The sequence below is a fragment of the Planktothrix agardhii genome, from assembly GCF_904830935.1.
GTDB classification, from domain to species: domain Bacteria; phylum Cyanobacteriota; class Cyanobacteriia; order Cyanobacteriales; family Microcoleaceae; genus Planktothrix; species Planktothrix agardhii.
On the sequence record NZ_LR882952.1, the window covers coordinates 3501821 to 3528046 of the forward strand.

General features: G+C 39.0%; 23 protein-coding genes. 11 read left to right on the forward strand and 12 right to left on the reverse strand.

Annotated features, from left to right (window positions below):
• Window positions 1-24: 24 nt before the first annotated feature.
• Window positions 25-3000, reverse strand: coding sequence for a tetratricopeptide repeat protein (locus NMG88_RS16245; RefSeq protein ID WP_254035615.1), 2976 nt, complete (start codon window positions 2998-3000; stop codon window positions 25-27).
• A gap of 55 nt (window positions 3001-3055) precedes the next feature.
• On the opposite strand from NMG88_RS16245, the gene NMG88_RS16250 reads away from it, so the two are divergent.
• Window positions 3056-3520, forward strand: a complete 465-nt coding sequence (locus NMG88_RS16250) for a tetratricopeptide repeat protein (protein ID WP_254035616.1) — start codon at window positions 3056-3058, stop codon at window positions 3518-3520.
• Window positions 3521-3647: 127 nt separating this feature from the next.
• Here the strand turns inward: NMG88_RS16250 and NMG88_RS16255 are convergent, their stop codons facing one another.
• A complete protein-coding gene (locus tag NMG88_RS16255; RefSeq protein ID WP_254035617.1) occupies window positions 3648-4643 on the reverse strand; it encodes an STELLO glycosyltransferase family protein in 996 nt (331 codons plus the stop codon).
• A 55-nt stretch (window positions 4644-4698) separates the two neighbouring features.
• The gene (locus NMG88_RS16260) at window positions 4699-7773 is read right to left on the reverse strand and encodes a tetratricopeptide repeat protein (RefSeq protein WP_254035618.1); all 3075 of its coding nucleotides are present in this window, start codon (window positions 7771-7773) and stop codon (window positions 4699-4701) included.
• 55 nt (window positions 7774-7828) lie between these two features.
• On the opposite strand from NMG88_RS16260, the gene NMG88_RS16265 reads away from it, so the two are divergent.
• The 4 genes from NMG88_RS16265 to NMG88_RS16280 all read left to right on the forward strand — a co-directional run bounded on the left by NMG88_RS16265 (window position 7829) and on the right by NMG88_RS16280 (window position 11102).
• On the forward strand, window positions 7829-9082 hold the full coding sequence (locus NMG88_RS16265; RefSeq protein WP_254035619.1) for a tetratricopeptide repeat protein: 1254 nt from the start codon (window positions 7829-7831) through the stop codon (window positions 9080-9082).
• A 187-nt stretch (window positions 9083-9269) separates the two neighbouring features.
• On the forward strand, window positions 9270-10043 hold the full coding sequence (locus NMG88_RS16270; RefSeq protein ID WP_254035620.1) for a pentapeptide repeat-containing protein: 774 nt from the start codon (window positions 9270-9272) through the stop codon (window positions 10041-10043).
• Between the two features lie 234 nt (window positions 10044-10277).
• Complete coding sequence (locus NMG88_RS16275) at window positions 10278-10751, forward strand: J domain-containing protein (RefSeq protein ID WP_167331306.1); 474 nt, start codon at window positions 10278-10280, stop codon at window positions 10749-10751.
• Window positions 10752-10829: 78 nt separating this feature from the next.
• Entirely contained in the window at window positions 10830-11102 is a 273-nt protein-coding gene (locus NMG88_RS16280) for a DUF3143 domain-containing protein (protein WP_026785287.1), read from the forward strand.
• Window positions 11103-11178: 76 nt separating this feature from the next.
• On the opposite strand, the gene uppS is transcribed toward NMG88_RS16280, so the two are convergent.
• The 3 genes from uppS to lysA form a co-directional block, all read right to left on the reverse strand.
• Entirely contained in the window at window positions 11179-11928 is a 750-nt protein-coding gene (uppS, locus tag NMG88_RS16285; RefSeq protein ID WP_026785288.1) for a polyprenyl diphosphate synthase, read from the reverse strand.
• The gene (cdaA, locus tag NMG88_RS16290) at window positions 11925-12824 is read right to left on the reverse strand and encodes a diadenylate cyclase CdaA (protein ID WP_227357903.1); all 900 of its coding nucleotides are present in this window, start codon (window positions 12822-12824) and stop codon (window positions 11925-11927) included. The genes uppS and cdaA overlap by 4 nt, the downstream gene beginning before the upstream one ends.
• 187 nt (window positions 12825-13011) lie before the next feature.
• Window positions 13012-14400 (reverse strand): diaminopimelate decarboxylase, encoded by a 1389-nt coding sequence (gene lysA / locus NMG88_RS16295; RefSeq protein WP_254035621.1) that lies wholly within the window; start codon window positions 14398-14400, stop codon window positions 13012-13014.
• Window positions 14401-14580: 180 nt separating this feature from the next.
• Between lysA and NMG88_RS16300 the strand changes: the two genes are divergently transcribed.
• On the forward strand, window positions 14581-16554 hold the full coding sequence (locus NMG88_RS16300) for an HsdM family class I SAM-dependent methyltransferase (protein WP_235751436.1): 1974 nt from the start codon (window positions 14581-14583) through the stop codon (window positions 16552-16554).
• Here NMG88_RS16300 and NMG88_RS16305 read toward each other — a convergent pair.
• The gene (locus NMG88_RS16305; RefSeq protein WP_227350562.1) at window positions 16525-16701 is read right to left on the reverse strand and encodes a hypothetical protein; all 177 of its coding nucleotides are present in this window, start codon (window positions 16699-16701) and stop codon (window positions 16525-16527) included. The genes NMG88_RS16300 and NMG88_RS16305 overlap by 30 nt on opposite strands.
• Before the next feature lie 219 nt (window positions 16702-16920).
• A complete protein-coding gene (locus tag NMG88_RS16310; RefSeq protein ID WP_042154025.1) occupies window positions 16921-18489 on the reverse strand; it encodes a photosystem II high light acclimation radical SAM protein in 1569 nt (522 codons plus the stop codon).
• A gap of 379 nt (window positions 18490-18868) precedes the next feature.
• Between NMG88_RS16310 and NMG88_RS16315 the strand changes: the two genes are divergently transcribed.
• The 3 genes from NMG88_RS16315 (at window position 18869) to NMG88_RS16325 (ending at window position 20879) form a co-directional block, all read left to right on the forward strand.
• The gene (locus NMG88_RS16315; RefSeq protein WP_026785292.1) at window positions 18869-19243 is read left to right on the forward strand and encodes a DUF1830 domain-containing protein; all 375 of its coding nucleotides are present in this window, start codon (window positions 18869-18871) and stop codon (window positions 19241-19243) included.
• A gap of 245 nt (window positions 19244-19488) precedes the next feature.
• A complete protein-coding gene (locus NMG88_RS16320) occupies window positions 19489-20112 on the forward strand; it encodes a Uma2 family endonuclease (protein WP_227397800.1) in 624 nt (207 codons plus the stop codon).
• Between the two features lie 197 nt (window positions 20113-20309).
• Window positions 20310-20879 carry a hypothetical protein gene (locus NMG88_RS16325; protein WP_227381588.1) on the forward strand — a complete coding sequence of 190 codons (570 nt, stop codon included), beginning with the start codon at window positions 20310-20312 and terminating at the stop codon, window positions 20877-20879.
• Window positions 20880-20947: 68 nt separating this feature from the next.
• On the opposite strand, the gene NMG88_RS16330 is transcribed toward NMG88_RS16325, so the two are convergent.
• Window positions 20948-21712 carry a response regulator transcription factor gene (locus tag NMG88_RS16330; RefSeq protein ID WP_026785294.1) on the reverse strand — a complete coding sequence of 255 codons (765 nt, stop codon included), beginning with the start codon at window positions 21710-21712 and terminating at the stop codon, window positions 20948-20950.
• A 241-nt stretch (window positions 21713-21953) separates the two neighbouring features.
• Between NMG88_RS16330 and NMG88_RS16335 the strand changes: the two genes are divergently transcribed.
• Window positions 21954-22202 carry a DUF6761 family protein gene (locus tag NMG88_RS16335; RefSeq protein WP_026785295.1) on the forward strand — a complete coding sequence of 83 codons (249 nt, stop codon included), beginning with the start codon at window positions 21954-21956 and terminating at the stop codon, window positions 22200-22202.
• A gap of 104 nt (window positions 22203-22306) precedes the next feature.
• On the opposite strand, the gene grxD is transcribed toward NMG88_RS16335, so the two are convergent.
• The 3 genes from grxD to NMG88_RS16350 all read right to left on the reverse strand — a co-directional run bounded on the left by grxD (window position 22307) and on the right by NMG88_RS16350 (window position 23819).
• Window positions 22307-22630, reverse strand: a complete 324-nt coding sequence (gene grxD / locus NMG88_RS16340) for a Grx4 family monothiol glutaredoxin (protein WP_026785296.1) — start codon at window positions 22628-22630, stop codon at window positions 22307-22309.
• Window positions 22631-22759: 129 nt separating this feature from the next.
• Window positions 22760-23017, reverse strand: a complete 258-nt coding sequence (locus NMG88_RS16345) for a BolA family protein (protein ID WP_026785297.1) — start codon at window positions 23015-23017, stop codon at window positions 22760-22762.
• A 136-nt stretch (window positions 23018-23153) separates the two neighbouring features.
• Window positions 23154-23819 carry a hypothetical protein gene (locus tag NMG88_RS16350; protein ID WP_254035622.1) on the reverse strand — a complete coding sequence of 222 codons (666 nt, stop codon included), beginning with the start codon at window positions 23817-23819 and terminating at the stop codon, window positions 23154-23156.
• A 239-nt stretch (window positions 23820-24058) separates the two neighbouring features.
• Here NMG88_RS16350 and NMG88_RS16355 point away from each other — a divergent pair, with 239 nt between their 5' ends.
• The gene (locus tag NMG88_RS16355) at window positions 24059-26179 is read left to right on the forward strand and encodes a S8 family serine peptidase (protein WP_042154019.1); all 2121 of its coding nucleotides are present in this window, start codon (window positions 24059-24061) and stop codon (window positions 26177-26179) included.
• Window positions 26180-26226 lie beyond the last annotated feature (47 nt).

Sequence of the window (26226 nt, forward strand, 5' to 3'; positions counted from 1 at the left end):
AATTTATAGATGATCGTCAATTAACTATTGTTGATCAAGATTCAATTCTTTTAATAGGGTTAAAATAGCTTCATATATGACTTTCCAATCACAATCATAATTGCGTAAGATATAATCGGGATCGCTTTCATCATCCATGATATGTTCTGGTGAGATAAAGATTGGCATTAATAAATCTTTTCGCCAGCGTTTTAATTCCTCCTGGTGGTGAGGTTGTATAAAAAAACGATTACCATGTATGACACCTGGTTTATTAGCAATTGATGTCAAAAACAGAACTCCCGAACCCATCGAAGCAACAAAGGCATCAATTATTTTATGCCAGACAATTTTTTCATAGATTCTACTGCCAATAATATTATAGATACCAATATTTTCTGGTAATTCCTCTAATATTTTCTCTACAATTTGCTTTTCCTTATTGATCGTTTCTTCAGCTATTTGATCTTCGTTTTCCAAACGAGACCACCCATCAAATACAATACCCAGATTAGGAAAATTATTGTGAAGTTCTCTAATAATATTTGCTATTCCTGATATCTGAGAGATCCAGGTTCTGTAATTACGAATTTGAATACAAAGCAGAGGAAAATGTTGCTTTGCTTTGTCAAAATCTTGTAAAAAAGATTCAGAACATCTTGTCAATGAGTTTTTATAGAGTCTATTTTCCAGTTCATTTGTAAACCACTTGTCAGTGACTCTAACGACCATATAGTTATTTTGTAAAATTGCTTCAAAAATATTTAAGTTATTATTAAATCTTTTAATTTTGTCAGCAGGGATTTCTGGAAAAATATCGCCAATATCCAGAAAATTTGAAGCCCCCACTAAAAAAATATCTGGTTTCTGCAAGATTTCATTTTCATATAAATACTGGATTCCTGTTAAATCATTCCATAAGTAATGTCCTATCTGATTAAGAACTCCTAAAACAGAAGCCACCTTTTTTTCTGGAGTCGATATGTATTTCTGCACATCTTGCCAATAACTAACCATGTAACTTTTGAAGTGATTAATAATTCCTTCATAGTTAACAAGATGAAGCTCCCCTGGATAAAACTTGATAATGAGTTCCAGTCTGGGAAAATATAAAAATATTTTGCCATTCCAATGATGTCCCGCTACTAGATAAAAGACTTCACTACCAACAAAGCGATACATAAACATTGGTAGCCAAGCTACATAATAAAATGATTGATTAGAACGTATGATTTGACCACTAAATGGATCGACTGCATAAACATATCCTGTTTCTACAATAGTTTGTTGAAAATAATCGGGTTTAATCACTTTTTGAGAAACGTCAATTTTTTCTTGGGATAAAGCACAACTATTAATGTATATCTTTTCTAAAGCAGCATTGTCTTGCCTGATTAAGTCAAGATTGGAAATCATCAATCCGTTTTCTTTAAGAAAATCCTTGTCTTCTGCCGTCAAAGCATCTAATGTAATAACTTTATATTGACTTTTGTTAATAAAATGACTGTGAACTTCTTCTTGTTTAACTTCAACTTGGCAATAGGGACTTGATGTATTCAGATGATTTAATAAATTGAGTCCTTTCCATAGGTAATCATATGCGGATTCTACTTGAGTTTCGCTGTAAAGTTTTGGTATTTTTTTAAATAAACTAATAGCCGTATCAATATCATTTTTTCCCGCCAATTGAATAGCGGTTTTATAATAATTAGCATTGGCTTCATTTGTTTTACCCTGTTGACTCAGCACTTCCCCTAAGCGAAAGTAAGACTCATAAAAATTATGATTAAGTTCTATTGCTCTCTGGTAATAATTAACGGCCGCTTGAAGACACACTGAAGTAATTGAACGAGATAAAAGAGTTGTAAATTCGGGTAAATTCCGACCTTGTTTTAGTCCTTGTAATCGGCTGTTTCCTTGACGCAGCCATTGAGAACCACCGATTATTTCAATATCAGATGCTTCTCGCTTGAAATAAACACGGTACACTTCTGACGTATAGGCTTCTTCATCAAGATTACAAGTTACTTGTAAAAAGTGTTCATCATTAAGAAAGCAAATATCCGGTAATTCTGGGTCAAATAGCTGATAATCTTTATGGAGTAATTCTGCGATTTTATAATCAACAAAAAACGATTCCGGGTTTTGCATCACCCGATTATAAATCACTTCTCCGAGTTGATAATAATATAAATAAGATTCTGGATTAAATTCAATTGCACGCTTATAAACTATAATGGCTTCGTCCCACTTTTCTTGCTTGACGAGAAGTTCTCCTAACTTCTGGTAATATTCTTCACAAGGAGAGAGTTCTACCAGTCGGCGGTAAGCGGCAATCGCATCTTCTAAACTATTTTGTTCGACTAAGATATTAGCTAACTGTAACCATATATCAGAATTTTCGGGTTGAACCTCTAAAAACCTATAATAAGATTGTATATCCTCTGGATTGACTTCAATTACCTGTTGGCAACTATCAACTATAACATCTGAATCTGATTGTTTCGTTTGAATTTGATGCAGTTGCCAGTGGGTTTGTTCTAACTCAGCTAAAACTTCATCAAACTGAGATTGTAACCGTTCTAATTCCTCTCGTGTGTTATGAAGTTCTGCTTTCGCTTGTGCCAAATCTTGGTCACTTTCTTCGGCTTTAGACAAGTTAAGATCAGCCAATGGAATTCTTTTGAAATCTTCAAAAACAGCTTGAATCAAAATCTGCCCTGATTCTATATTGATGTTCTCTAAAAGTAGATCAATATAGAATCCACTCCGTTCAGCCCCTGGAAGATTAGCGTGGATTTGATCAGCATGAGGGCGATTAATTGTTAAAGGAGCTTCCCCGACTAATTGACCATCTTGAATTAATTCAACACCAACTACAGGTGATTCTATTCCAATCACCCAACCTGATAATTTTAGATGTTCTTCTATTATTTCTGGAACCGGATCAAAATCAAATTTACAAAACTGATCAGATGCTTCTATATTTTTATTAAGATTAACTTTTTTTAGGAAATTCATAAAACCAAGGTATATTTTAGATAAAGAAGTAAAATTAGAGTGATACTAGATTAACATGAACAGTGTATTGATCAAAAATGATCACATCTCGGCAAACTATTTTGACCAAGCTAACAAACAGAAGCAATCAGGCCAGCTTCAGGAATCCGTCGCTGTCTACCATCAAGCGATTGATGAAAAACCCAATTTTTCCTGGTATCACCACAACTTGGGGGAAACCTTGGCTCAACTGGGTCAGGTGGAGGAGGCGATCGCCAGCTATCAAAAAGCCTGCGAACTCAACCCCAACTCCGCTTGGTCTTACTATAACCTGGGAGAACTCCTAGAGCAACAGGGTAGAATCCCCGAAGCAACGGAGGCCTATCGTCGGGCTGTGGAACTGAATCCTGATTTTTATGAGTTTCAGCAGAGTCTAGGGAAACTGCTCTGTCAACAGGGACAGTTTGCTGAAGCCATTAGTTCCCTAGAAACCGCAATTGAACTCGAACCTGATGCTACCTCCTGTTATCAATTTTTATAATACAATCGCTCCTAGTTTTTTTTGTCCCACTAAAATCTTCCATACAATGATATCCTCGGTTACTCAATAATTGACTGATTTTTATTCAGAAATTTTACAGTTAATTCACCCTTTTTTTGTGAGTTAATTACACATATTTCTTTACTTCATCAATCCAGTGAGTACAAAGCCACATCTCTTTCTGACTAAAAAATTTCATTTGATGGAGGTGATCATACATTTCTAACATTAAGTCACAGGAATTTGTGGTTGATTTTTTAAACTCTTCTAACAAATATATTAACTCATGCACTTGAGTGTATAATGGCACTTCCTCCGTTAAATCTTTTACCAGATTATGTTCATTTCTAATTTGGTATACAGAAGGAGATAAAAATAGCAGATTAGCACCCATGCACCATAATAACTTTTGGGCAATGTAACCCCGCCAAATGTCAGTGACACGACTGTGTACATCAATAGGAAGGAGCATTAAAGGAAATGCCTTCCGGTAAAATAGAGTGTTCTGGGTATTAAAAGGGGAATAACACCCATCTCCTAGTGCTAAGGCTTTATTCCGTTCAAAAATGACATTCTCAGAAGCAACTGTTAAACGATAGATTGCATCCACATCTGGATCTAAATCTGCTAACCCTTGCTGAATATAGCAGGTGACATTTTGTTCGTTAATCAAGTTGGTATTCACCAACTTATTGATCGTATCTAGGGGCAATCCTCGTGGCCATATTTTCTTGTTAGTAAAGTAAGAGTAAACATTAACAGAGCCTCGGTCTTCTAGTAAAGAAGTCTTGATTTGAGATGGCAAAAAGTTGGGATAATTTTCAGGATAGGGTATATTATCATCGTCAGACTCAGCAATTATCTCAGAGCCTTGACTCATGGCATACAAATAGCCCAAACTTTTACGGGAGTAATGATTCAGGGGAATCAAAGATGATAAGTCCCCAAAAAGCTCATTTTGCCGATCTATACTCAAATATTCAGCACCAGGCAATTGAAAATCCGTCGGTGTCTTTTTGTCGCCAACTACGATAATTTTCCATCCTTGATCTAATAAAATATCTTGATATTTTTGGAGAGCTAATGTTGGTCTGTTGATCGTTGTTATTACCAATGATTTCATGTTTGAACTCCTCATTATCTATCTTTGTTAGGTCTATCAACTCAATGACTTCGGTCTATTTTTTTATAACATCTACTCCTGGTAAACTCTCGATAATCTTTTTTACCTCACTGTAAATAATTTTCCAATCTAAATCATAGTTGCAATAAGGATGATGTGAAGCATCCTGATCGATTATTAGCTCCCGTGGCACGAAACTTGGTGCTATAGCATTTTCTCGAGCTGTTGACCACCAATACTGTTGTCCACAGTGTGCTATGTTTGAGTGAGCTACCCCGGGTTTGTTCGCTAACCATGTCACCAAGGTTAGTCCTGAACCGAGTACGGCTATGTATAAGTCTACAGCATAAGCCCAAACAATCGTTTCATATAAAAGACAATTCAGGGCATTATAGGTTCTGACAGTTGGTGGTATCAGACTGATTATTGATTCCATAATGTCTTTCTCATCAGAAAATCCATCGAAGACAATGCCAATGTTAGGATAATCCTTGTGCAGAGTGTTAATTATTTTAGCATAACCTTCTACTTGGGATAACCAACTTTTACTGTGGCTTCGTAGATTTATCCATAGTAAAGGAATGTGAGATTTAGCAGCTTCTTCTACTTTCTGTAAAAATTCTTGAGAACATTTTTTCAAAGCCATTTGATGGATGAGATCACTTAAATTTTTCTTGATAAAAATGTCTGTCACCCTGACAGCAAAATAATTATTTTTTAAAATCAATTGACTGCATTCACTGTGATTTTCAAAGCTAATAACTTTTGAAGCAGGAACTTCTGGAAAAATATCGCTAACGTTAAATAAATCATAACAACCTACCAAAAAATAATCTATTTTGGTTAAAATTCCATTTTTCTTTAAATATTCAATTCCTGTTATTTCATTCCAAAAATAGTGTCCTAAGTTTCCCCAAAGACCGGTTAAAGACACTATTTCTTTTTGGGTATTAGAAAGATAATCAATTAAAAGATTCCACCGACTAACACAGAATCCCTTGAAATCACTAATTAAGTCAATTATTATATTGCTTCCATGCACCTCGTTACTTAAATCAATAATGATCTCTGTTCTGGGAAAATACAGAGAAAATTTATTGCCCTGCCATAGATGAACGGTTAAATAGAAGACCTCAATTCCAACAAATCGATAAAAAATGCTACCATTGTGCATAATAGATTGATTTGACCTGATAATCTTACCACTTCTAGGACAAACGGAATAAATATAACCAGTTTCTACTATACTCTGTTGAAATTTTATTCTACTGGGACAGGTATGCCAAAGTAGATTAGTCACATCTCTATCGACTTGTTTCGCTAGTTGAATAGGATGGGACGAATTATTAAAATTATTAATATAAATTTCTTCTAGGGCTAGATTATCTTCTCTAATAAGTTCTAAGTTACCTATTGATAGCCCGGAGTCTTCTAGCAATCTTTTTTGTTCATCGGTTAAACTTTGCATTTTGACAAGTTTATAGTGGCTTACATTCCTAAAGTATTCGTAGGCTTCTTCGAGTTTAATATCAGTTGGGTAACAGGGATTATCTGAATCAAGAGGCATGAGGTGATTCAATCCATGCCAGATATTTTCGTAAAGCTCCCCTGGATGTGATTCTCTCTGTGGTGTTTTTTTGAATGTGGCAATAGCTTGATCAATATAACCTTTTTCGGATAGAATAATGCTGAGTTGATGATAAATTATACTCGCTTCATTTTGAGTTTCGCTGTAAAGTTTTGGTATTTTTTTAAATAAACTAATAGCCGTATCAATATCATTTTTTCCCGCTAATTGAATAGCGGGTTTATAATAAGTAGCATTAGCTTCGTTAATTTTACCCTGTTGACTCAGCACTTCCCCTAAGCGAAAGTAAGACTCATAAAAATTATGATTAAGTTCTATTGCTCTCTGGTAATAATTAACGGCCGCTTGAAGACACACTGAAGTAATTGAACGAGATAAAAGAGTTGTAAATTCGGGTAAATTCCGACCTTGTTTTAGTCCTTGTAATCGGCTATTTCCTTGACGCAGCCATTGAGAACCACCGATTATCTCAATATCAGATGCTTCTCGCTTGAAATAAACACGGTACACTTCTGACGTATAGGCTTCTTCATCAAGATTACAAGTTACTTGTAAAAAGTGTTCATCATTAAGAAAGCAAATATCCGGTAATTCCGGGTCAAATAGCTGATAATCTTTATGGGGTAATTCGGCGATTTTATAATCAACAAAAAACGATTCCGGGTTCTGCATCACCCGATTATAAATCACTTCTCCGAGTTGATAATAATACAAATAAGATTCTGGATTAAATTCAATTGCCCGCTTATAAACTATAATAGCCTCATCCCACTTTTCTTGCTTGACGAGAAGTTCTCCTAACTGCTGATAATATTCTTCACAAGGAGAGAGTTCTACCAGTCGGCGGTAGGCGACGATCGCATCTTCTAAACGGTTTTGTTCGACTAAAATATTAGCTAACTGTAACCATATATCACAATTGTTGGGTTGAACTTCTAAAAACCTATAGTAAGATTGTATATCCTCTGGATTGACTTCAATTACCTGTTGGTCACTGTCAATTGTCACATCTGAATCTGATTGTTTAGTTTGAACTTGATGCAGTTGCCAGTGGGTTTGTTCTAATTCAGCTAAAACTTCATCAAAATGAGATTGCAACCGTTCTAATTCCTCTCGTGTGTTATGAAGTTCCGCTTGAACTTGTGCCAAATCATGGTTACTTTCTTCGGCTATAGACAAATTAAGATCAGCCAATGGAATTCTTTTAAAATCTTCAAAAACAGCTTGAATCAAAATCACTGCCGATGCCAGATTAATGTTTTCTAGGGCAAGATTAATACTAAAACCACACTGTTGTTCCCCTGTAACGGTTTTATCAGTTTGATCGACAAGAGAACGATTAATAGTTAAAGGCGATTCCCACAATAATTGACCATCTTGAATTAATTCAATACCAACTACAGGTGATTCTATTCCAACTACCCAACCCGATAATTTTAGGTGTTTTTCTATTACTTCTGGAACAGGATCAAAGTCAAATTTACAAAACTGTTCAGATCCTTCTATATTCTTATTAAGATTAACTTTTGTTAGGAAATTCATAAAACCAAGGTATATTTTAGATACAGAAGTAAAGTTAAAGTAAAACTAGATTACCATGAACAGCGTACTGATTAACAAAGATCACATCTCGACAAACCATTTTGACCAAGCTAACAGATTTAAGCAACTTAACCAACTTCAAGAAGCGGTTACTGCATACCGCCAAGCGATTGACGAAAAGCCTAACTTCTCCTTGTATCACCACAACTTAGGGGCAACTTTGGCTCAACTGGGTCAGGTGGAGGAGGCGATCGCAAGTTATCAAAAAGCCTGCGAACTGAACCCCAACTCCGCTTGGTCTTACTATAACCTGGGTGAACTCCTAGAGCAACAGGATAGAATTTCTGAAGCAACGGAGGCCTATCGTCGGGCTGTGGAACTGAATCCTGATTTTTATGAGTTTCAGCAGAGTCTAGGGAAACTGCTCTGTCAACAGGGACATTTTTCTGAAGCCATTAGTTCCCTAGAAACCGCAATTGCACTCGAACCCGATGCTACCTCCTGTTATCAATATTTGTGGGATGCTTTTGCTCAACAAGGACAGGGACGCGAAGGCATAGCCTATTTACACAAAGCGGTGACGGCAACTCCCAACAGTGGGGAACTCCATCAGCAGTTAGCCGAAGCGTTAAAGGCTAATAATCAAATTCAGGAAGCGATCGCTTCTTACCAAAATGTGATTCAGATTAACCCCAAATCGGCTTGGAGTTACTATCAGTTGGGGATGATTTGCCGAGATCAAGGTCAATATCAGGAGGCGATCGCTTACTACCGCAAAGCCACCGAGCATGACCCCAAATCCGCTATTTATTATCATTTCCTGGGACATACCCTATCCCTGGTTCATCATTGGGAAGAAGCGATCGCAGCTTACAAGAAAGCCCTAGATCTCGCACCAACTTCAGCGATTATTTATCAACACTTAGGGGATGCCCTCTCCACCCTACAACGTTGGGAACAGGCGGCCACGGCCTACCGGAAATCCGTAGATTTGGAACCCCATTCCCTAGAAGCGCAAGATCATCTAGGGTTTGCCCTGGCCCAACTCCAACGCTGGGATGATGCGATTTTAGCCTATCGTCGGGCCTTAGATGTGAGCTTATCTGATGTCGTATATTTGCATTTAGGGGATGCCCTCGAACAACGTTCCCATGTTCAACCGATAGACAAAGATGCTCGTAACGATCTCGAAGATGCAGTTAATTGTTATCGTCAAGCCCTGGAATTAAATCCCAATCCAGAAGCTATTGACCAGAAATTAAATCATGCTCTATCCCAACTCAATCAGGCTTCTAAATTAAGGAATTAAGCGTAACTGCGTAAATTAGAGAGTGCGTTAACATCCTATAACGCACTCTTGATTTTTTGGGGTACAAACTGAATTTTATTAAATCTTCCTAATGGTTGAAGTATTCGGTCGTTGACTCTAGCGTATAATAGTAATCAGAAAACTATCAGGTGTAGTTTTTAGGTGGCAGCTATTGGAGGATACAGTTATGAAAATCCTGTCCAAAGCAATGTTTGGAACCGCCACAGTGCTTCTACTCGGTTTGGGAGTCACAACTCCAGCCTATTCTCAGAACCCTAATGATCTTAAACAATTATTAGAAACCCGATTCTGTCAAGGGTGTGATTTGAGAGGCGCTAATTTAAGCGGTGCTCATTTGATTGGTGTAGATTTACGAGATGCTAATCTTGCCGGGGCAAACTTAGCTAATATCAATTTAGAAGGTGCAGATTTAAAAGGAGCAAACTTAACATCTGCAAACCTAGAGGGCGCGTTTTTAAATCAAACTGAATTTAATGATGCTAACCTTAGTGGTGCTAACTTAACTAATGCTAATTTAGTTCAAGCTCAACTAGAAGGTGCAAATCTTTTAAATGCCGATTTAACCGGATCGGAATTTGCAATTCCTACTTTACAGACGGCTGAACTGCCAAGAGGTTCCGCCCAGGATTTAGGAATACCAGAAGAACTAACCATTGGACGTGATCCTGATAGTTTAACCTTCCCAATGGGGGGGCCAGAATTAGGTCAACCCTTTGAATATACCAAGGAATATTTGGATGACTTGTTTGAGCCAAATATCGACCCCTTTACAAGCAATAAAACTAATACTTTTCCTCGCATTAACAGTATTCTAAGACCTGATGAAACTGATATCTTTCCTGATCAAATCATGAAATTTGATGATGATATGAGGGGAGATCCTCACGAATGGGGAGGTCAACACCGATCAGGAGTTGGTCTGTTAGAGGTTGGTCTTTAATCTGTGAAAAGTATTAGGTGTTGTTGTTTGACAAAAATTACCGGGACAGGGGAAGAAAGTATAGCAGTTCTTGTGGCTATGTTGACAACGGTAAAGCCTAATTTAACCACAAAGACACAAAGACACAAAGACACAAAGACACAAAGACACAAAGAAGTTGTAAACACTAACCTGCTGATTTAATTTTTCTGTATAATGAACAGAACTGTTTCGTGATGTAGAGTTAGGATAGCCGTGACTTCTCCAGGAAATTCATCTCAACAGCAACCCCAAGCCGAAAACCATCCGGCACTGATTTCTAGCTATTACACCTTATTAGGAGTTCATCCGAGTGCGACCCCGATAGAAATTCGACGCGCCTATCGAGAACTGAGTAAACTGTATCATCCTGATACCACAACCTTATCAAAGGCGATCGCCACGGCAAAATTTCAGAAACTCAATGAAGCTTACGCCACCCTTTGTAACCCAGATCGGCGTCAGTCCTATGATCAAAAAATTGGCTATTCTCGATATCATTTAATTCAAGTTCCAACGGACTTAAATCAACCCTATTCTAAAAATAATCGTCTTAATTCTTCTTCCGCCTATTTAGACCCAACAGATCGGCCTCTTTCCCCTGGGGAAGTTTTTTCATTATTTCTAATGGGATTAACTTTTATTGGATGTATCCTATTAGCAATTTTTATTAGTTTAACTCGTTATTAATATTTATGTATTGGTTAGAATTGATCAAAAATGCTATAATCAATACCCAATATAAATTAGCTCTCCTTCTTCTTATTTATGACTTTGCCGAGTTCAGAGACACCCTTATATAATCATCCCCTACCTGATATTGAAGAATGGTTACGCTCCCATGGGGGTGAACAAGATCAAAAAGAACTCCATTATTGGCGGATTGGAAACCCAAATTGGACAGCAGACTTGTGGTTAGAAATTGACCAAATTACAGTCCGTTATATCGGAGCTGCAACCAACGGTCAGGATATTCAACGTTCTTTTAAATATTCTCTTTCTCGTCAAGATCTTGAATCTGCCATTTTTGGGGGGCCTTAATCAGTTATCAGTTATCAGTCAACTGTTGATTTAATCCGTGAAATCCTTTAATCCGTCCAAATCCGTGATCAGTGATTCAAACTTTGCCGAATCTACGTTCCCGTTTTTGATAGGAAGATAAGGCTAGATGTAATTCCTTCTGATTAAAATCAGGCCAAAGGGTATCAGTTACATAAATTTCTGCATAGGCGAGTTGCCATAATAAAAAATTACTAATTCGCATTTCTCCACTGGTACGAATCAATAAATCGGGGTGACATATTCCCGTAGTATATAGATGCTGTTCAAATAGAGTTTCATCAATATCTTCTGGTTGAATTGACCCTTGTTTTACTTGATTAGCAATCTCTCGACAGGCTTGTAAAATTTCTTGTCGTCCGCCATAATTAGTAGCAATAGTAAATAAAATACCCTTATTTTGCTTCGTTTCCTCCATAGAATAATCTATTTTTTCCTGTAGAGATTGGGGAAGGGCTGCCAAATTTCCTACAAACTGAATTCGCACTTCCTCCGCCATCATTTCTCGTAGTTCTCGCATTAAAACCCGCTCAAATAATGCCATGAGAAAATCGACTTCCTCCAAAGGACGACCCCAATTTTCCGTGGAAAAAGCATAGGCTGTTAGTGCTTCCACACCCCAATCTCGACAACAGCGTAAAGCTTCTTTGAGAGCATCCACTCCCCGACGGTGGCCCATAGTTCGAGGTAAACCCCGACGCTTCGCCCAGCGACCATTGCCATCCATAATTACAGCAATGTGTTGAGGTAAACGGTCTTGGTCTAAATCTGCGGGTAATTCATATACAACCCTTGTCTTAGCACTCATTTTTTCTCCCGAGAAGCTTTGGATCGAGGACGGAATAGGCGAGACACTAAAGCCCACCCTTGGGAACCAATGCGGTTTCCCCAATGGGTAATGGAAATCGAGGTAGGAGTTCTGTCATCATTGGATGTCCAAGAACGAGCTTCTAATAGCTCTTTCAGTTTACTGCTAGTTAAGGGTCGGTTGAGGATTCCTTTTTCCGCCAGAGAAATTGAACCCGTTTCTTCCGACACCACAATACACATACATTTTGCCACTCGTTCCGTAATTCCCATCGCCGCCCGATGACGAGTTCCCAATTGTCGGGAGGCCATCCGTTCCGATAGGGGCAAAATCACCCCCGCCGCCGCAATTCGAGATGCCCGAATTAACACCGCCCCATCATGTAACAGGGTTTTCGGTTGAAAAATTGTTTGTAACAGTTCTCTGGAAACTTCGGCATTTAGTTTTACTCCAGGGACAGAAAAATCCCGTTCATCAATTGGACTTCCAGTTTCAATAATAATTAATGCACCAGTACGATTTTGCGAGAGTTCTTTAACCGCTTCCACAAGTTGATCAATTACCCCATCGGGTTCAGGAATGACACGGCGACCCTGACCAAACAGTTGCGAAATTTCTCCGCGACCCAACTGTTCCAAAAATTCGCGGAATTCTGATTGTAATATGACTGCCATCGCTACGGCAGAACCTGTAACTAAACTATTCAGGGCAATAGACAATAATTTCAAATTTGCCCAGTTACTAATGGCCGTTGCCAACATTAGAATAATAAACCCGCGCACCATCCAAAGGGTACGGCGTTCTCCAATGATGACCAAAACTACATAAGCGACGGCAAAAACTAATCCAATATCAAGACTTTGAATGAACCAGGGAGGAATTCCTTGCTTAGTCATGACTAGACGCCGCATTCATTGAATTTTGATCAAATTAATAGAAGCCTGAGCCAACCCCTTCTTACGGGGGATTTAGAGGGATCAAAGTCCCCCTTTTTCATGGGGATTTAGGGGGATCGGATCTCGGCTATCATCATCAGTTTTTGGCAATTGTTGACACCGATCCTGTACTTCACCCCTACAACCCCTAAGAATTTATGGTTAGGCGTTCTGGAAGTCGATCTTTACTAATTAAATCTTGGTAAGATTCTCGTTCAATAATGACGTTAGCATCACCATTACTAACTAAAACTGCCGCCGGTTTGGACAGTCGATTATAGTTAGACGCCATACTATAATTGTAGGCTCCCGTTGCCATAACCACGAGAATATCCCCAGATTCAACTTTAGGAAGTTGAGCATCCTTAATTAAAATATCCCCAGATTCACAATGTTTTCCTGCAACCGTAACGGTTTCGGTCATGGGTGCAGACATTTTATTGGCTAAAACCACTCGGTACAAGGACTGATAGGTGATCGGACGGGGGTTATCGGACATCCCGCCATCTACAGCAATATAAGTCCGAATTCCTGGAACTTGTTTTTGAGAACCTACTGTATAAGCTGTAACGCAACTAGAGCCAATCATAGACCTTCCCGGTTCAGATAATAATTTCGGTAGGGGATATTGTTTCTGTTCACAGGCTTTGATCACGGATTCAGTAACAATTTTTACCCAATCATCAATACTTGGGGGATCGTCTGACTCCGTATAGCAAATCCCTAAACCACCACCAATATTAACTTCTGAAATATTTAAGCCCTGTTGATTTGCTTTCATTAAAGTATCAATAATTACAGAACCTAAATCGTTATGGGGTTGCAATTCAAAAATTTGGGAGCCAATATGGGCATGAATGCCAACACAGGATAAACCCGGTTGCTGACTAATAAATTTAAAGACTTCATCCAGTTGACCGGGATCAAAACCAAATTTACTATCTAAATGTCCAGTACGGATATATTCATGGGTATGACATTCAATTCCTGGGGTAAACCGAATCATCATCCGAATCGGATGATCAACTATAGACCCTTGACTTAGTTTAGCGAGGGTGTGTAAATCTAACCAATTATCGGCAACAACGGTACACCCATTTTCAATCGCTAATTGAATTTCTTCTAAGGATTTATTGTTACCATGGAGGTAGGTTTTCTCCGGTGAAACTCCGGCTTGGAGGGCGGTATAGAGTTCTCCCCCGGATACGACATCAATACCTAATCCTTCGGCGGCTACAATAGCACAAATCGCTAAACAATTCCAGGCTTTGGAAGCATACAGGACGAGGGACTCACCGGGATAATAGCGTTTGAAGGCGTCCCGGTATTGTTGACAAGCCGTTCGCAGGGTGGTTTCATCGACAATATAGAGGGGCGTGCCAAATTGTTCAACTAAAGCGGTAACGTCACAACCGCCAATTTCTAAGTGATCTTGCGGATTGACTTTCGCCGTCAAAGGAAATAATTGTTGATTAGGCGATCGGGTTTCTAAGGCATCCGTTGATGCAGATAGGTATTGCAGTCCAGAATTTTGCACAGGAAATACTATATTAACACTTCTATTGATCAGATTTTACCGTAAAGTTGCACGGGTGTCGGGTGTTAACTATCGGATATTGGCTGATTTACAAGGATGATAGGCGTTTATGTTGAGTTTTTTTACTGGGGGTTTAAGATAGATTAGGGTGTTTTGCACTTTTAATCCCTATATTTGACTATGCAAAAAAAAGCTGAATTTAAGGCAAACAATAAAAACAATATTCCTGATTTAGAAACCCAAAGAATAATTCAAGAATTATGTGATTTAGGGTATCCCAATAAAAATATATTATTAAATAGCAGTTTTTGGGGTTATAATGGTCAGACTTTTTTAGGTGATATTATTGTTTTGCCTGAAAACTCTGTATTGCATATCAATCCTATTTTGGTGATTAAAATTATTGACTCCTTAGATAATTTTAACGCTAAATTACTGGAAAAATGGCAATATTCAGGATCTAAGGTTTTAATCTTTAAACAAAAAGATATTATCAGAGTATTTGCCTTGGATAATAATAATCAAAATTATTATGAGATTTCTCCCTTTATTCCTCATTTTAAAGAAATCGAAAACTTGCCAAATCCAGATTATTATCGTTTAAAATCTAGTTTGTCACCTGGTTATAATTTAAAATCTATTTTAGCCAATCTCCATGATCACCTCTATGGAAATAGTAATATTCGGATTCCTTCAAGATTAGGAATCGAAATTCAAAAAATACTATTAATTAAAAAATTTGATGAGGAACAAGTTTATGATCAATGCGAATTTTGTCTGACGGGGAAAGAATTATATAAAAAATATGATGATCAAATTACTCCTAATTTAGATCCCGTTAATCAAGTTGCTGAAAGGATAAAAAATCTTCTCCATAAATATAATTTAAACAAAGATGATTGTCATCAAATTAGATCTTTAGAGTTAGATAATGAATCAATTTATTATACTGTATTTCATTTAGAAGGAATATCTTTAACTCAAACTCCTAGCGATGTTTTAGGTGACGCTTTAGAAACCTTCAGAAGCTATATCATGAAAAGAGAAGGAGGACAGTTTTTTACTCCTAGACCTGTAATTGAATTAGCATTAAATTTAGTTGGATTTACAGGAGAAAACCATCAAACATTAGCTGATATTAGTTGTGGAACATCAGGATTTTTACACCAAGCCAGAAAAATTATTATAAAATCAGCAGAAAAAAAAGGAATTCTTGATCAATTTAAACAAAACCAATTAATTTCCGATTTATTGTTGGGTTTAGAAGTTGACCAATATCTTGTCCAAATTTCTAACACATCACCCGAATTAGAAAAACTCCCTCAAAAAATAGTAGAAAATCAAGATAGTTTACTTCCTTTTCAACAGTGGAAAAGCCAACTATTAGATCGAATTTCACCTAATTCAAAAATGTTTATGGTAGGAAATCCTCCGTTTGGAACTAAAATTACTATTAAAAATTTAGAGATTTTACAATCTTTTCAGTTAGCAAGATCATGGAAAAAGCATCAAGATCAATGGATATCTACAGAAAAAATTGTTCCCCGTTCTCCTGATATTTTATTCATTGAGAGAAATTTAGATTTATTGAAACATGAAACAGGTAAAATGGTACTTGTTTTCCCTTATCAAATTCTCAGTGGCCCTCAAGAAGAATTTGTGCGAGAATGGTTAATGACTCATTGTAAAATTATAGCTGTTATTGATCTTCCTGAAGATACTTTTCAACCTTATACGGGAACAAAAGGAGCATTATTAGTTGTTCAAAAACGAGAAAAACCCAATCCTTTATGGGAAAATGAACCCGAATATCCTATCTTTATGGCTAGACCTATAAAAATTGGACATGATCGTAGAGGAAAACCTGTCTTTAAAGATGATCAACAGACTATTGTAGATATAGACTTACCTGAAATTAGCCAAGCTTATGAAGAATTTTTAAAAGCAAATGATCCAAGTAAAGTTACTAAAAAAGCATTTATAATTTCTTCAAAATCTATTACACATTCTAACAATATTCGTTTAAATGCAGCTTATTATGAACCAAAATCTTCTAATTTAAAACAACAATTAGTTACAATAAGGGAACAAAACCCTGATTTTACTATTTCAACATTAGGAGAATTAATCGAGACATTGACCCGGTTCTACTAGATGTCCTAATAACCAAATAAAACTATTTTGTATGGAATTAGGTGGTAAAGGGGGTACACCTTCCATTGATAACGCTTGTAAAAAGTATTTAACTCCTACTAATTTAGCATCAATTTCAGTAGCATAAAATTTATGATTTTCCGGCAATTCCCAACGATTAATTCTATTACCATCTTGACCATCTTGCGGTCTTCCTGGTATACGACTGGAATTCGGTTTCCAAGGAGCTGAACGTGGCCCAGAATCATTGAATTTTGTACTAATGAAGAACCTTAATTAGCATAAACCCGAATAAACCCGATCCTATAATCGTGGGATTTGATTATTCAGCACTACCATAACCGCACCCCACAATTTAACCTAAAATTAACCAATACTCGCTAACTCTTTTCCCCGACCCAAGGGTACATTTAAGGCTTCTTCTAAAGGTGCTCGTCCTAACTTTTCCTCTAAAATATCCATCACCGTCCGTCCAAAATCATTGGAGTTTCGCTTCCAGGCTTCTAAACAGATTTCTCCAAAAAATGATCCTAAAGGTTCAGGATTCCAGAGTAACTTTCTCGCCGTCCAAGGCATTAAACTCATAGGATCATACCCGGGTTTTAATATCTGTTTCTTAAAGGCATATTCCTCTAAATGGGTATGGGGTTGTAACCCGATAAAGAAAATTGCAGGTTCGACTTTATCCGCCCCGAAAATAGCCTCTAATTCTCGATGGTAAGCAATTGTTTGACGAATGGTTTCAAAGGTTTCATCAATCACATTAAAAGAATAATTCACTGAAACCAAATCATTAAATCCGGCAGCTTTTAAATCTCGACAATTTTCTAAAACCACCCGCAAATTATACCCCATCCGCATTTTTCTAACTAATTCCTGCGAACCACTGGTAATCCCAATTTCAAAATAATTCATCCCAGTTTTAGCCATTAAATCACATAATTCTGGGGTTAAATTATCTGCGCGAATATAAGCCGCCCAGTGAATATCAGTCATCCCAGAATCAAGGATTTTCTGTAATAATTCCACCGCATCACTAATAAACTTACGGGCGGGAATAAATTGAGCATCGGTAAACCAAAAATTTCTAATTCCCCGTTGATAAAGTTGTTGAATTTCTGCCACCACTTCATCAGCGGGATTAATTCTAACTTTTTTCCCTTCAATAACGGTATAGATACAATAACAACAACTATGCGGACACCCCCGTTTGGTTTGGACTCCAATATAAAAGTCTTGATCTTGAAAATAATATTGAAATTCTGGCCAGATGGTTTCAATATAATCGTAATTACAAGCAGTTTTTTCAAAATTCATGGGTTGTTCATGAATTAAGCGATCGCGAGGCGTCGTTTCTCCGACAATATAACAACGTTCATCGGCTAAATCTTCCCCTCTCAATAGCCTTTCTAATAAACTTTCTCCTTCTCCCACCGAAACAATACTTCCTTTGGGCAAACTCTTTCCTAACTGTTCATAAAAAACACTGACCGCTCCGCCTCCAACGACAACCCGCGCCTGGGGATTATAACGTTGAGAACGGGATAATCCCCGTTTAATTAGTCCTAAATTCTGCCAAAGTTCCGTATAGTAGGAAGTGGCTAACCGTAATCCTCCTAAAGCTCCTCTTAATTTAATTAAAGGGTTTTTAGCATAATAAAATTCAAAGGCATTTTGTAGAGGATTTCCACCCCGTCCCCCCACGGGGGCATAAATTTGAATATCTCGCCAAGAAAAGACTAATAATGTGGGTTGAAACTCATCCACACAGGCATCCAATGTGGCGGCGTAGTCCAGAGGAGGAACTGCCCCTAAGTCAAAAATGCGCTGTTGGACGGTGGGAAATAGCTTGTGAACGTGGTCGGACAGGTAAACCACCCCAATCGGGAAAATCGGGTTACAAGGAAGGCGGACGTAAAGAATTTTATCTTCCATGATGCTGTTGTGCGTCGGGCGGGATTTGGGTTGAAATCGGTGAATTTATATCGACTTTGCTTAAGATTCCTTAACAATATAACAAATTTTCCGCCCTTTAGGGTCACGAATCTGAGAAATTCCTTAAGTTTCAATAATTTCAATAAGTCGATGGGACAAGGAACAACCGATCTCTACCATACCTATCCGAAGGTTTTGAAGGTCTATTTTTGGAAATAATTTCTTCAAAATCAGCTAAAACCAGTGAATTGACTAAAAATTTTGGCTCGATGAGTATAATTAGGGATTGGTAGTCGGGGTTACAACCAACTGGGATCAACAAATGTTAACGTAACGATTAGTCAGTAAAACGTTTAGCTTAAAGCCCCCAGATTCAGATATGGCTCAAATTCTTGATCCCCTACCGTCAAATAGTTCTGGTCGAATTTTGTGCTGCTATGTCAATGCTACCAGCCATATTCAGATCGCTCGGATCACCAATGTCCCCAATTGGTACTTTGAGCGGGTGGTATTCCCAGGACAACGCTTAGTTTTTGAAGCGATTCCACAAGCAACTTTAGAAATCCATACTGGAAGTATGGCGAGCGCAATTATTGCTGATAATATTCCTTGTGATCGGCTCCAGATTGATCAACAGTCTATCAGCTATGAGGATAAACCGTTAACTCCAAATCCTCAATCCAGAAATTTTGCCAATAAGCGTACAGTTAAACAGGAACCTTTAACCACTCCGGCTTTAACTTCTGTTGATTAATTTACAAAAAAACGATAATAAAATCATCTCAAAATTCACCGGAGAGATTCCACTGCGACTTACAAAATCGTGGTGGAATTTTTAAAGGTTAAGTAGGTGGGCGAGAAAATCAACAAGTATGTAACGAAAAGTTAACTTGGTTGTGGCTCCGAGTGAAATTTCATCCGTTGTGTGCTGTAGTTTCCTCTTTCTGCCTACCTACTTATTTCGATATAATGAATGTATTAATTGGGCTAAGTTGATATATGGCAATCACAACCGACCGACCAATTCAACAGAAAGCACTCAGCTTTGACGAGTTTCTCATCCGTTATCGTGACGATAACCGTTATGAACTTATTGATGGAGATATATTTGACTTGGAACCAACAGGCTTGCATGAAGAAGTTGCAGCTTTTATTACCACAAAGGTATGCGTCCAGATTGACCAAATGGGATGGCCTTGGTTTGTGCTTCAGCGAGGACTTATTCGCCCTTCTAACATTGGAATGACTGCATTTCGACCTGATGTGGCAGTTATTGATCGCCATGAGCTTACTAAAGAAACAATTTGGAATGAGCAGTCAATTCTGACATTAGGCAGTTCAATTAAATTTGTAGCGGAAGTTGTGAGTAGCAACTGGCAAAATGATTATGCCCGTAAAGTTGAAGACTATGCAACTCTGGGTATTCCCGAATATTGGATTGCTGACTATGCCGGATTGGGAGGGGTTCGACATATTGGGAAGTCCAAACAGCCTACTCTCTCTATCTGCACACTAGCAAATGGAGAGTATGAAATTCAGCAATTCCGTGGCAATCAGATAGTTATTTCGACTACTTTCCCTAACCTAAAATTGACAGCCGCAGAAATTTTGAAGACTTTTTAAATAGCGATCGCCTAATCGCAAACTTGAGAAGATTATTGTTGAAGCGATCGCCAAAGTTAAGAATTGAGAAGCGATCGGGGCATAACAAATCATTGGATAGGACAAAGTTATGGTATTTTGGTTGAGAGCGAAAGTATTGTTACATGGTAGAGTTTAATCCCGCCTACCTACTTAATCAATTTAAAATCTGTTTAAAAATGACTGTTGAAACAGTAGAATCCGTAGCGTTATCTAGTCCAATTGTATTTCGCCTGTCTCCCATTATTAGAATCACGCTGTTAAGTTTATATGCGGTGTTGATGATCCCCCTACCTTTTTTGTCAAAAGCGGTTAATGCTCCCGTTTCTCCGATGTTACTTTGGCTAGGAATTGGGATCGGAGCGATCGCCCTATCAGCACTTTTAACAGAAAGAGTAATAGTAGATAATGAGGGGATTAAGGTGAGTTATGTTTCTTGGTTTACTCTGATATTCCGTCGGGGTTGGTCATTACCGTGGAATCAGATCAAAGCATTGAAACCTAGAACCACCGGACAAGGAGGACTGGTTTATTATTTCGTTAGCCACACAGGAGAAGGCTATTTACTCCCGATGCGAATGGCTGGGTTTGCCAAGTTTGTGGGAATAGTACAAGAAAAAACAGGAATTGATACAACCGATGTCCGTCCGTTGGCTCAACCCTGGATGTATTTTATTTTATTTGGCTGTAGTTTATTATTGGGCTTAGTGGATATTTGGACAATTTCCACCGCCCTCACCCTGAAATAATCCCCAGAGAATAGGGAATAATCAAAGTTAAGGATTAGATTTTGATTATTCCCAGAATCCCGATCAGATCAAGCACTACTCTCTGTTTTCACCCCTCGAATGGGTGGATATTTACCATTGAGTCTAACGGTACGAACCGTTTCGGCTTTCAGAATTTCTAAATTGAGACGATAGCCAATATTCCGAACAGTTTGGATTAAATTCGGTTGGCGAGGGTCAGTTTCTAACTTTTTCCGTAACGAAAGAACATGGGTATCAATCGTGCGAGGATTATCAATAGCATCTGGCCAAGCTCGTCGTAATAGTTCTGAACGAGTCAAGGGTTCTCCACAGGCTTGAGCGAGAACATAGAGCAGACTATATTCCTGGGGAGTCAGTTCAATTAATTGACTCTGTAAGCGTACGCGACGCTGTACCAAGTCAATTTTCAGAGATCCATAATCCAAGGTGGTTGGCGGAACAATGGTGCGACTACGGCGCATTAAGGATTCTGTCCTCGCCAAAAACTCCTGCATTCCAAAAGGTTTTGCTAAATAGTCATCAGCACCCGCCCTCAAGCCCCGGACAATATCGGATTCCGTTGTGCGAGACGATAACATCAGAATTAAAGATTGTCGCTGTTGCTGAAGCCATTGGCAAAATTCTAAACTATTTCCCTCTGGTAATTCAGCGTCCAAAATCACTAAATTGGGTTGATGAGCATAGAAGATATCCCTTGCATTCTGCAAATCAGCAGCCTGATGAACCAAATAACCGACGTGCTGTAAATGCCAACCCAAGAGCGACCGTAAATGCGGGTTTCCCTCAATAATTGAAATACAAGCAGATCCCACGAATGCGAGCTTCCTTCTTCAATGTTGAGTTTAAGAGTAACAGGGTAATCTTTCTGATTTTGTAGCTACTGTTACCTCCCCATAACCTTAATACTCAAAAGTATCAAAGCCAACCGGGGTAATTTTGATTTGAAGTTAAGATAGAAAGAGCTAACATAAGGATAGACGAGTCTTATTCTCGGAATCGGGCCCCAACCTCCTAATTCAGTCCAGTAATCACCCATTAAACCCCATTCAAACCATGCTTCAGGACACCTTAACGATTCGCCATTATCAGAAACTTACCGATGCCCTCGTCGAGATGTGGAACCGAGGTTATCGTTATGATGATCTCAGGTTATATTTAGACGGTTACTTAGCCGCCCTCAGACACACGAATGGCTTAGAACCCTATTTAATTAGTCGTTTGGAGGAAGAAGCGACTCGATATATTTACGACCCCTCAAATTTTGAAATGCCGATGCCTCAACGTCAAGTCGATTATTATTAACTTAGAAAGTCACCCAAAGGTTTGGGAATAGGGGAAAACGGGATAGAGGGTTAGGGAGGAATCAACTCCAACCCAAACCCTATACCCAAAACCCCACAACCGTTTTATGAAGCAAAAGTGACTTCTACAAGTTGCTGTAACTCACCTTTTTGATATAGTTCAATCAGCACATCAGAACCGCCAACAAACTTGCCGTTAATATAGACCTGGGGAATCGTCGGCCAGTTGGAATAATCTTTAATCCCTTGGCGAATTTCAGAATCTTCTAAAACATCTAGGGTTTCAAAAGGAACCCCCAAACTATTTAAAATCTGTACAACATTATTAGAAAAACCGCACATTGGCATGAGCTTTGTTCCCTTCATAAAAACAAAGACTTTGTTTTTCGTGATCAGATCTTTAATTTTTTCCTGTGGGTCTGTCGTCATGGTTTATTAATAAAATGAGGTAGGTTTGGATAGGTTAATTGATCGGCAAAACGATCATAGAATCCCAGATTTGAGTCTAACTGATTTCCAAGAATTTGGGCGTTAAGCTAGATCGGAGTTTAGGTACAATTAAGCCCCAGAACTGGCTTTTGCCCAATCTTGGGGGGTGTAGGTCTTTAATGCTAAAGCATGAATAGCTTCGGTAGCCATTGCTTCCTTAACAGCTTTGTAAACCATTTGGTGTTGTTCTACTAAAGTCTTGTCTTCAAATTCAGCAGACACCACAATTGCTTGTAAATGGTCACCTCCGCCCAAATCTTGTACTTGAACCACCGCATTAGGTAATTCTGACTTAATCATTGCTTCAACTTGATTCAGTGTAATCATTGCCATTCCCAAACCTTAGTAGATGTAAATATTTTAGAGGAAACAGGAGTCAGAAGTCAGAAGTCAGAAGTCAGAAGTTAATGATTTCTCCCCCTGCCTCCCCTGCTCCCCCTGCCCCCCTGCTCCCCCTGCTCTCTTATTGCGCCGCAGTCGGTGGAGTTGTTTCACTACCAACCCGGGGGAAGGGGTCAGTCACAAATCCTAATTCTAATAATTGTTGATAAGCTTTTTTGCCTAAGTCCCGGGTGGGGGCTTGGGAGCGGATAATTTGAATTAACAGAGGGACAGCCAATTCCGGTTGATTTTTGGCTCGGTGGAGTAGGGCTAACTGATAGGTGGCGGTATCGCGCATTTGTGCCGTGTCCCGGGCTGAATTGCGAAAACCATCGGCAATTCGGTTATCAACCCCAGAAAAACTACCCGCTAACTGTTGATAAAAATTAGATAACTGGTTAAAAACTTGACGAGCTTCTTGGAATTTTTTTTCTGCCTCAGCATAATTTTCACGGCCAACGGCGCTATCAGCTTCTTGCATCAGCCGTTTTCCGCCCTCAATACTCAAAAAACTGCTATCTAAGGACAAAGGACGAATATCATTAGGATTGAGAGGCGCCAAATCACCCGATGGCTGGGCTTCTGGTGTTGCTGTTTCATCCCCCATCTGTACATTCCCCTGGGCGACAGTTGGAGAAGATTCTTGAGCATTAATCCGAAACGGCAACAAGACACCCCAAGCCACCATTAAGGGGATAGACAGATAAGCTGTAAGTCGAAGGAAGCTAACAGTTCCAGAGGATACCATGACTCAATTTCGCGAACGCGATAGAAAAAAACATTAAACTTCATGGATTTTATCATTAATCTTGAGCAATCCCATACTGTGCGAATAACCTGATCCACTGCGATCCCGATACGGGTTATATTTTTTGTCAGGGGTGGGGATAATGAATCGACGGATTTTCCCCCACACCCTTGAGAATAAATCGATCTGAAAATTCTGAATCCAGATTTAAACTTTTAAGGAGAAAGGATAGATTAAATATGACATCATCAGTTGATCCATCAAACGTTCCCCAACAAAACTATCAAGGCATTGGCGTTCCTGATAGCAGTATCGGCTTTGTTTTACAACGGGGAGGCGAAGAATTAATCCTGAACAAAGTCCCTGACCGCTTTACGGTGCAATTGTCCTCCCCTAACACCCAACTCAAAGATTTACCGCAACCTCCAATTCCCATCCAACACGCCAATAGTGTTCCTCCTGCCTTAGAGGAATTACAAGTCGCCTCTGAGCAACTGGATGAAGCGATGGAATTAGCCCGGAATTCTGAGAATATTAACTTTGCTAGTCATGTTTACCAACTCGATAGTGACCCTAGCTCCGTCGTCTATTTAACCGATCAGCTTACCATTCAGTTTAAAGAAGAAATTGATTCCTCAACCCGATCGTCTATTGTTTCAGAATTTGGATTAAAAGAGTTAAAACCCATTGACGGTTTACCCTATGGTTTTGTTTATGAAATGACATCTAATTCCTCTGAGAATCCTCTGAAAATTACGAATCGTTTAACCCGTAATCCTCAAGTTTTACTAGCTGAACCTAATATTGTGATTAGAAGTCAGCCCTGTTATGTTCCTCGTGATTCTTTATATAATAAGCAATGGTATCTCAACCATAATGGGGGCAACCAACTCGCACCAGGTTCCCATATTTCCAGCGAAAAAGCTTGGGATATTACCCGGGGAGTTCGTTCTGTGGTGGTGGCTATTAGTGATGATTCTGTAGACATCAATCACCCAGATTTCCAAGGAGTCGGGAAAATTGTTGCCCCCTTAGACTTAAAAGACAAAGATAATCTTCCGCTTCCAGAAGTCCCTACGGATAATCATGGAACCGCTTGTGCCGGGGTAGCGGTGGCTGAAGAAAACGGAGTAGGAATTGTCGGGGTAGCTCCCGGTTGTGCCCTAATGCCAATTCGGACAACGGGATTTTTAGATGATGAATCGGTGGAACAGATTTTTAATTGGGCCATTGATAAGGGGGCGGCGGTGATTTCCTGTAGTTGGGGGGCGAGTGCGATTTATTTTCCCCTTTCGGCCCGACAAAAAGCAGCGATTAGTAAAGCCGTAACCAAGGGTCGTAAAGGCAAAGGTTGTGTAGTGGTTTTTGCCGCTGGAAATGCCAATCGTCCGGTGAATGGTATGCTCGATGAATCCGGTTGGCCGAATGATATTATTAGCGGTCGGGTGAAATGGTTGGCTGGATTTGCGGTTCATCCCGATGTGATTACGGTTTCTGCTTCTAATAGTTTGGGTAAAAAATCTGCTTATAGTAACTGGGGAGTTGGGGTTTCAGTCTGTGCTCCGAGTAATAATGTGCCTCCGGGGATGTGGTTACAGGAAACGGGCTATATCGGTACGCCTCCAGTCCTGAAGGGGACGTTGCCCGGTTTGGGGGTCTTTACTACTGACCGCACGGGAGCCGGAGGTTATGATCCATCGGATTTTACGCCCTATTTTGGGGGTACATCAAGTGCAACTCCGGTGGTGGCTGGGGTGGCGGCTTTAGTGTTATCGGTGAATCCGACCTTAACGGCCCAGGAAGTTCGCCGAATTCTTGAACAAAGTGCGGATAAAATTGTGGATTCTGATCCTGATCCTCAGTTGGGAATTCGGATGGGAAATTATGATAAAAATGGCTATTCTCAATGGTTTGGCTATGGCAAAGTTAATGCGTTTAAAGCTGTGGAAATGGCACAAAATAGACGCATGGTGCAGCAACAAATTTCTCGGAATATTTCCCAAGAAAATAGTCAAAGTGTTGAGATTCCTGATAATAACCCAAATGGGGTTAGTAGTTCAATTGCGATTACGGAAACCAGTCCGATTCAGGATATTCAGGTAACGGTAGAAATTCAACATAGTTTCTTGGGGGATATTGAGGTTTGGTTAGTTGCACCTAATGGAGATCAGGTATTACTTCAAAATCGAACTTTAGGGATTAAAACTCAGTTGAAAACCACCTATAACTTACAAAATACAATATATTTGAGACAATTTATCAATATTTCCGCCCAGGGAAATTGGCAGTTAAAAGTTGTCGATGCTATTCCTGAGAATACCGGAACTCTCAAATACTGGAAACTGGATTTAGGATTGTAATTCTACAGAAACCAGGTTTTTCTCAAGAAGCCTGGTTTCTCATTTTA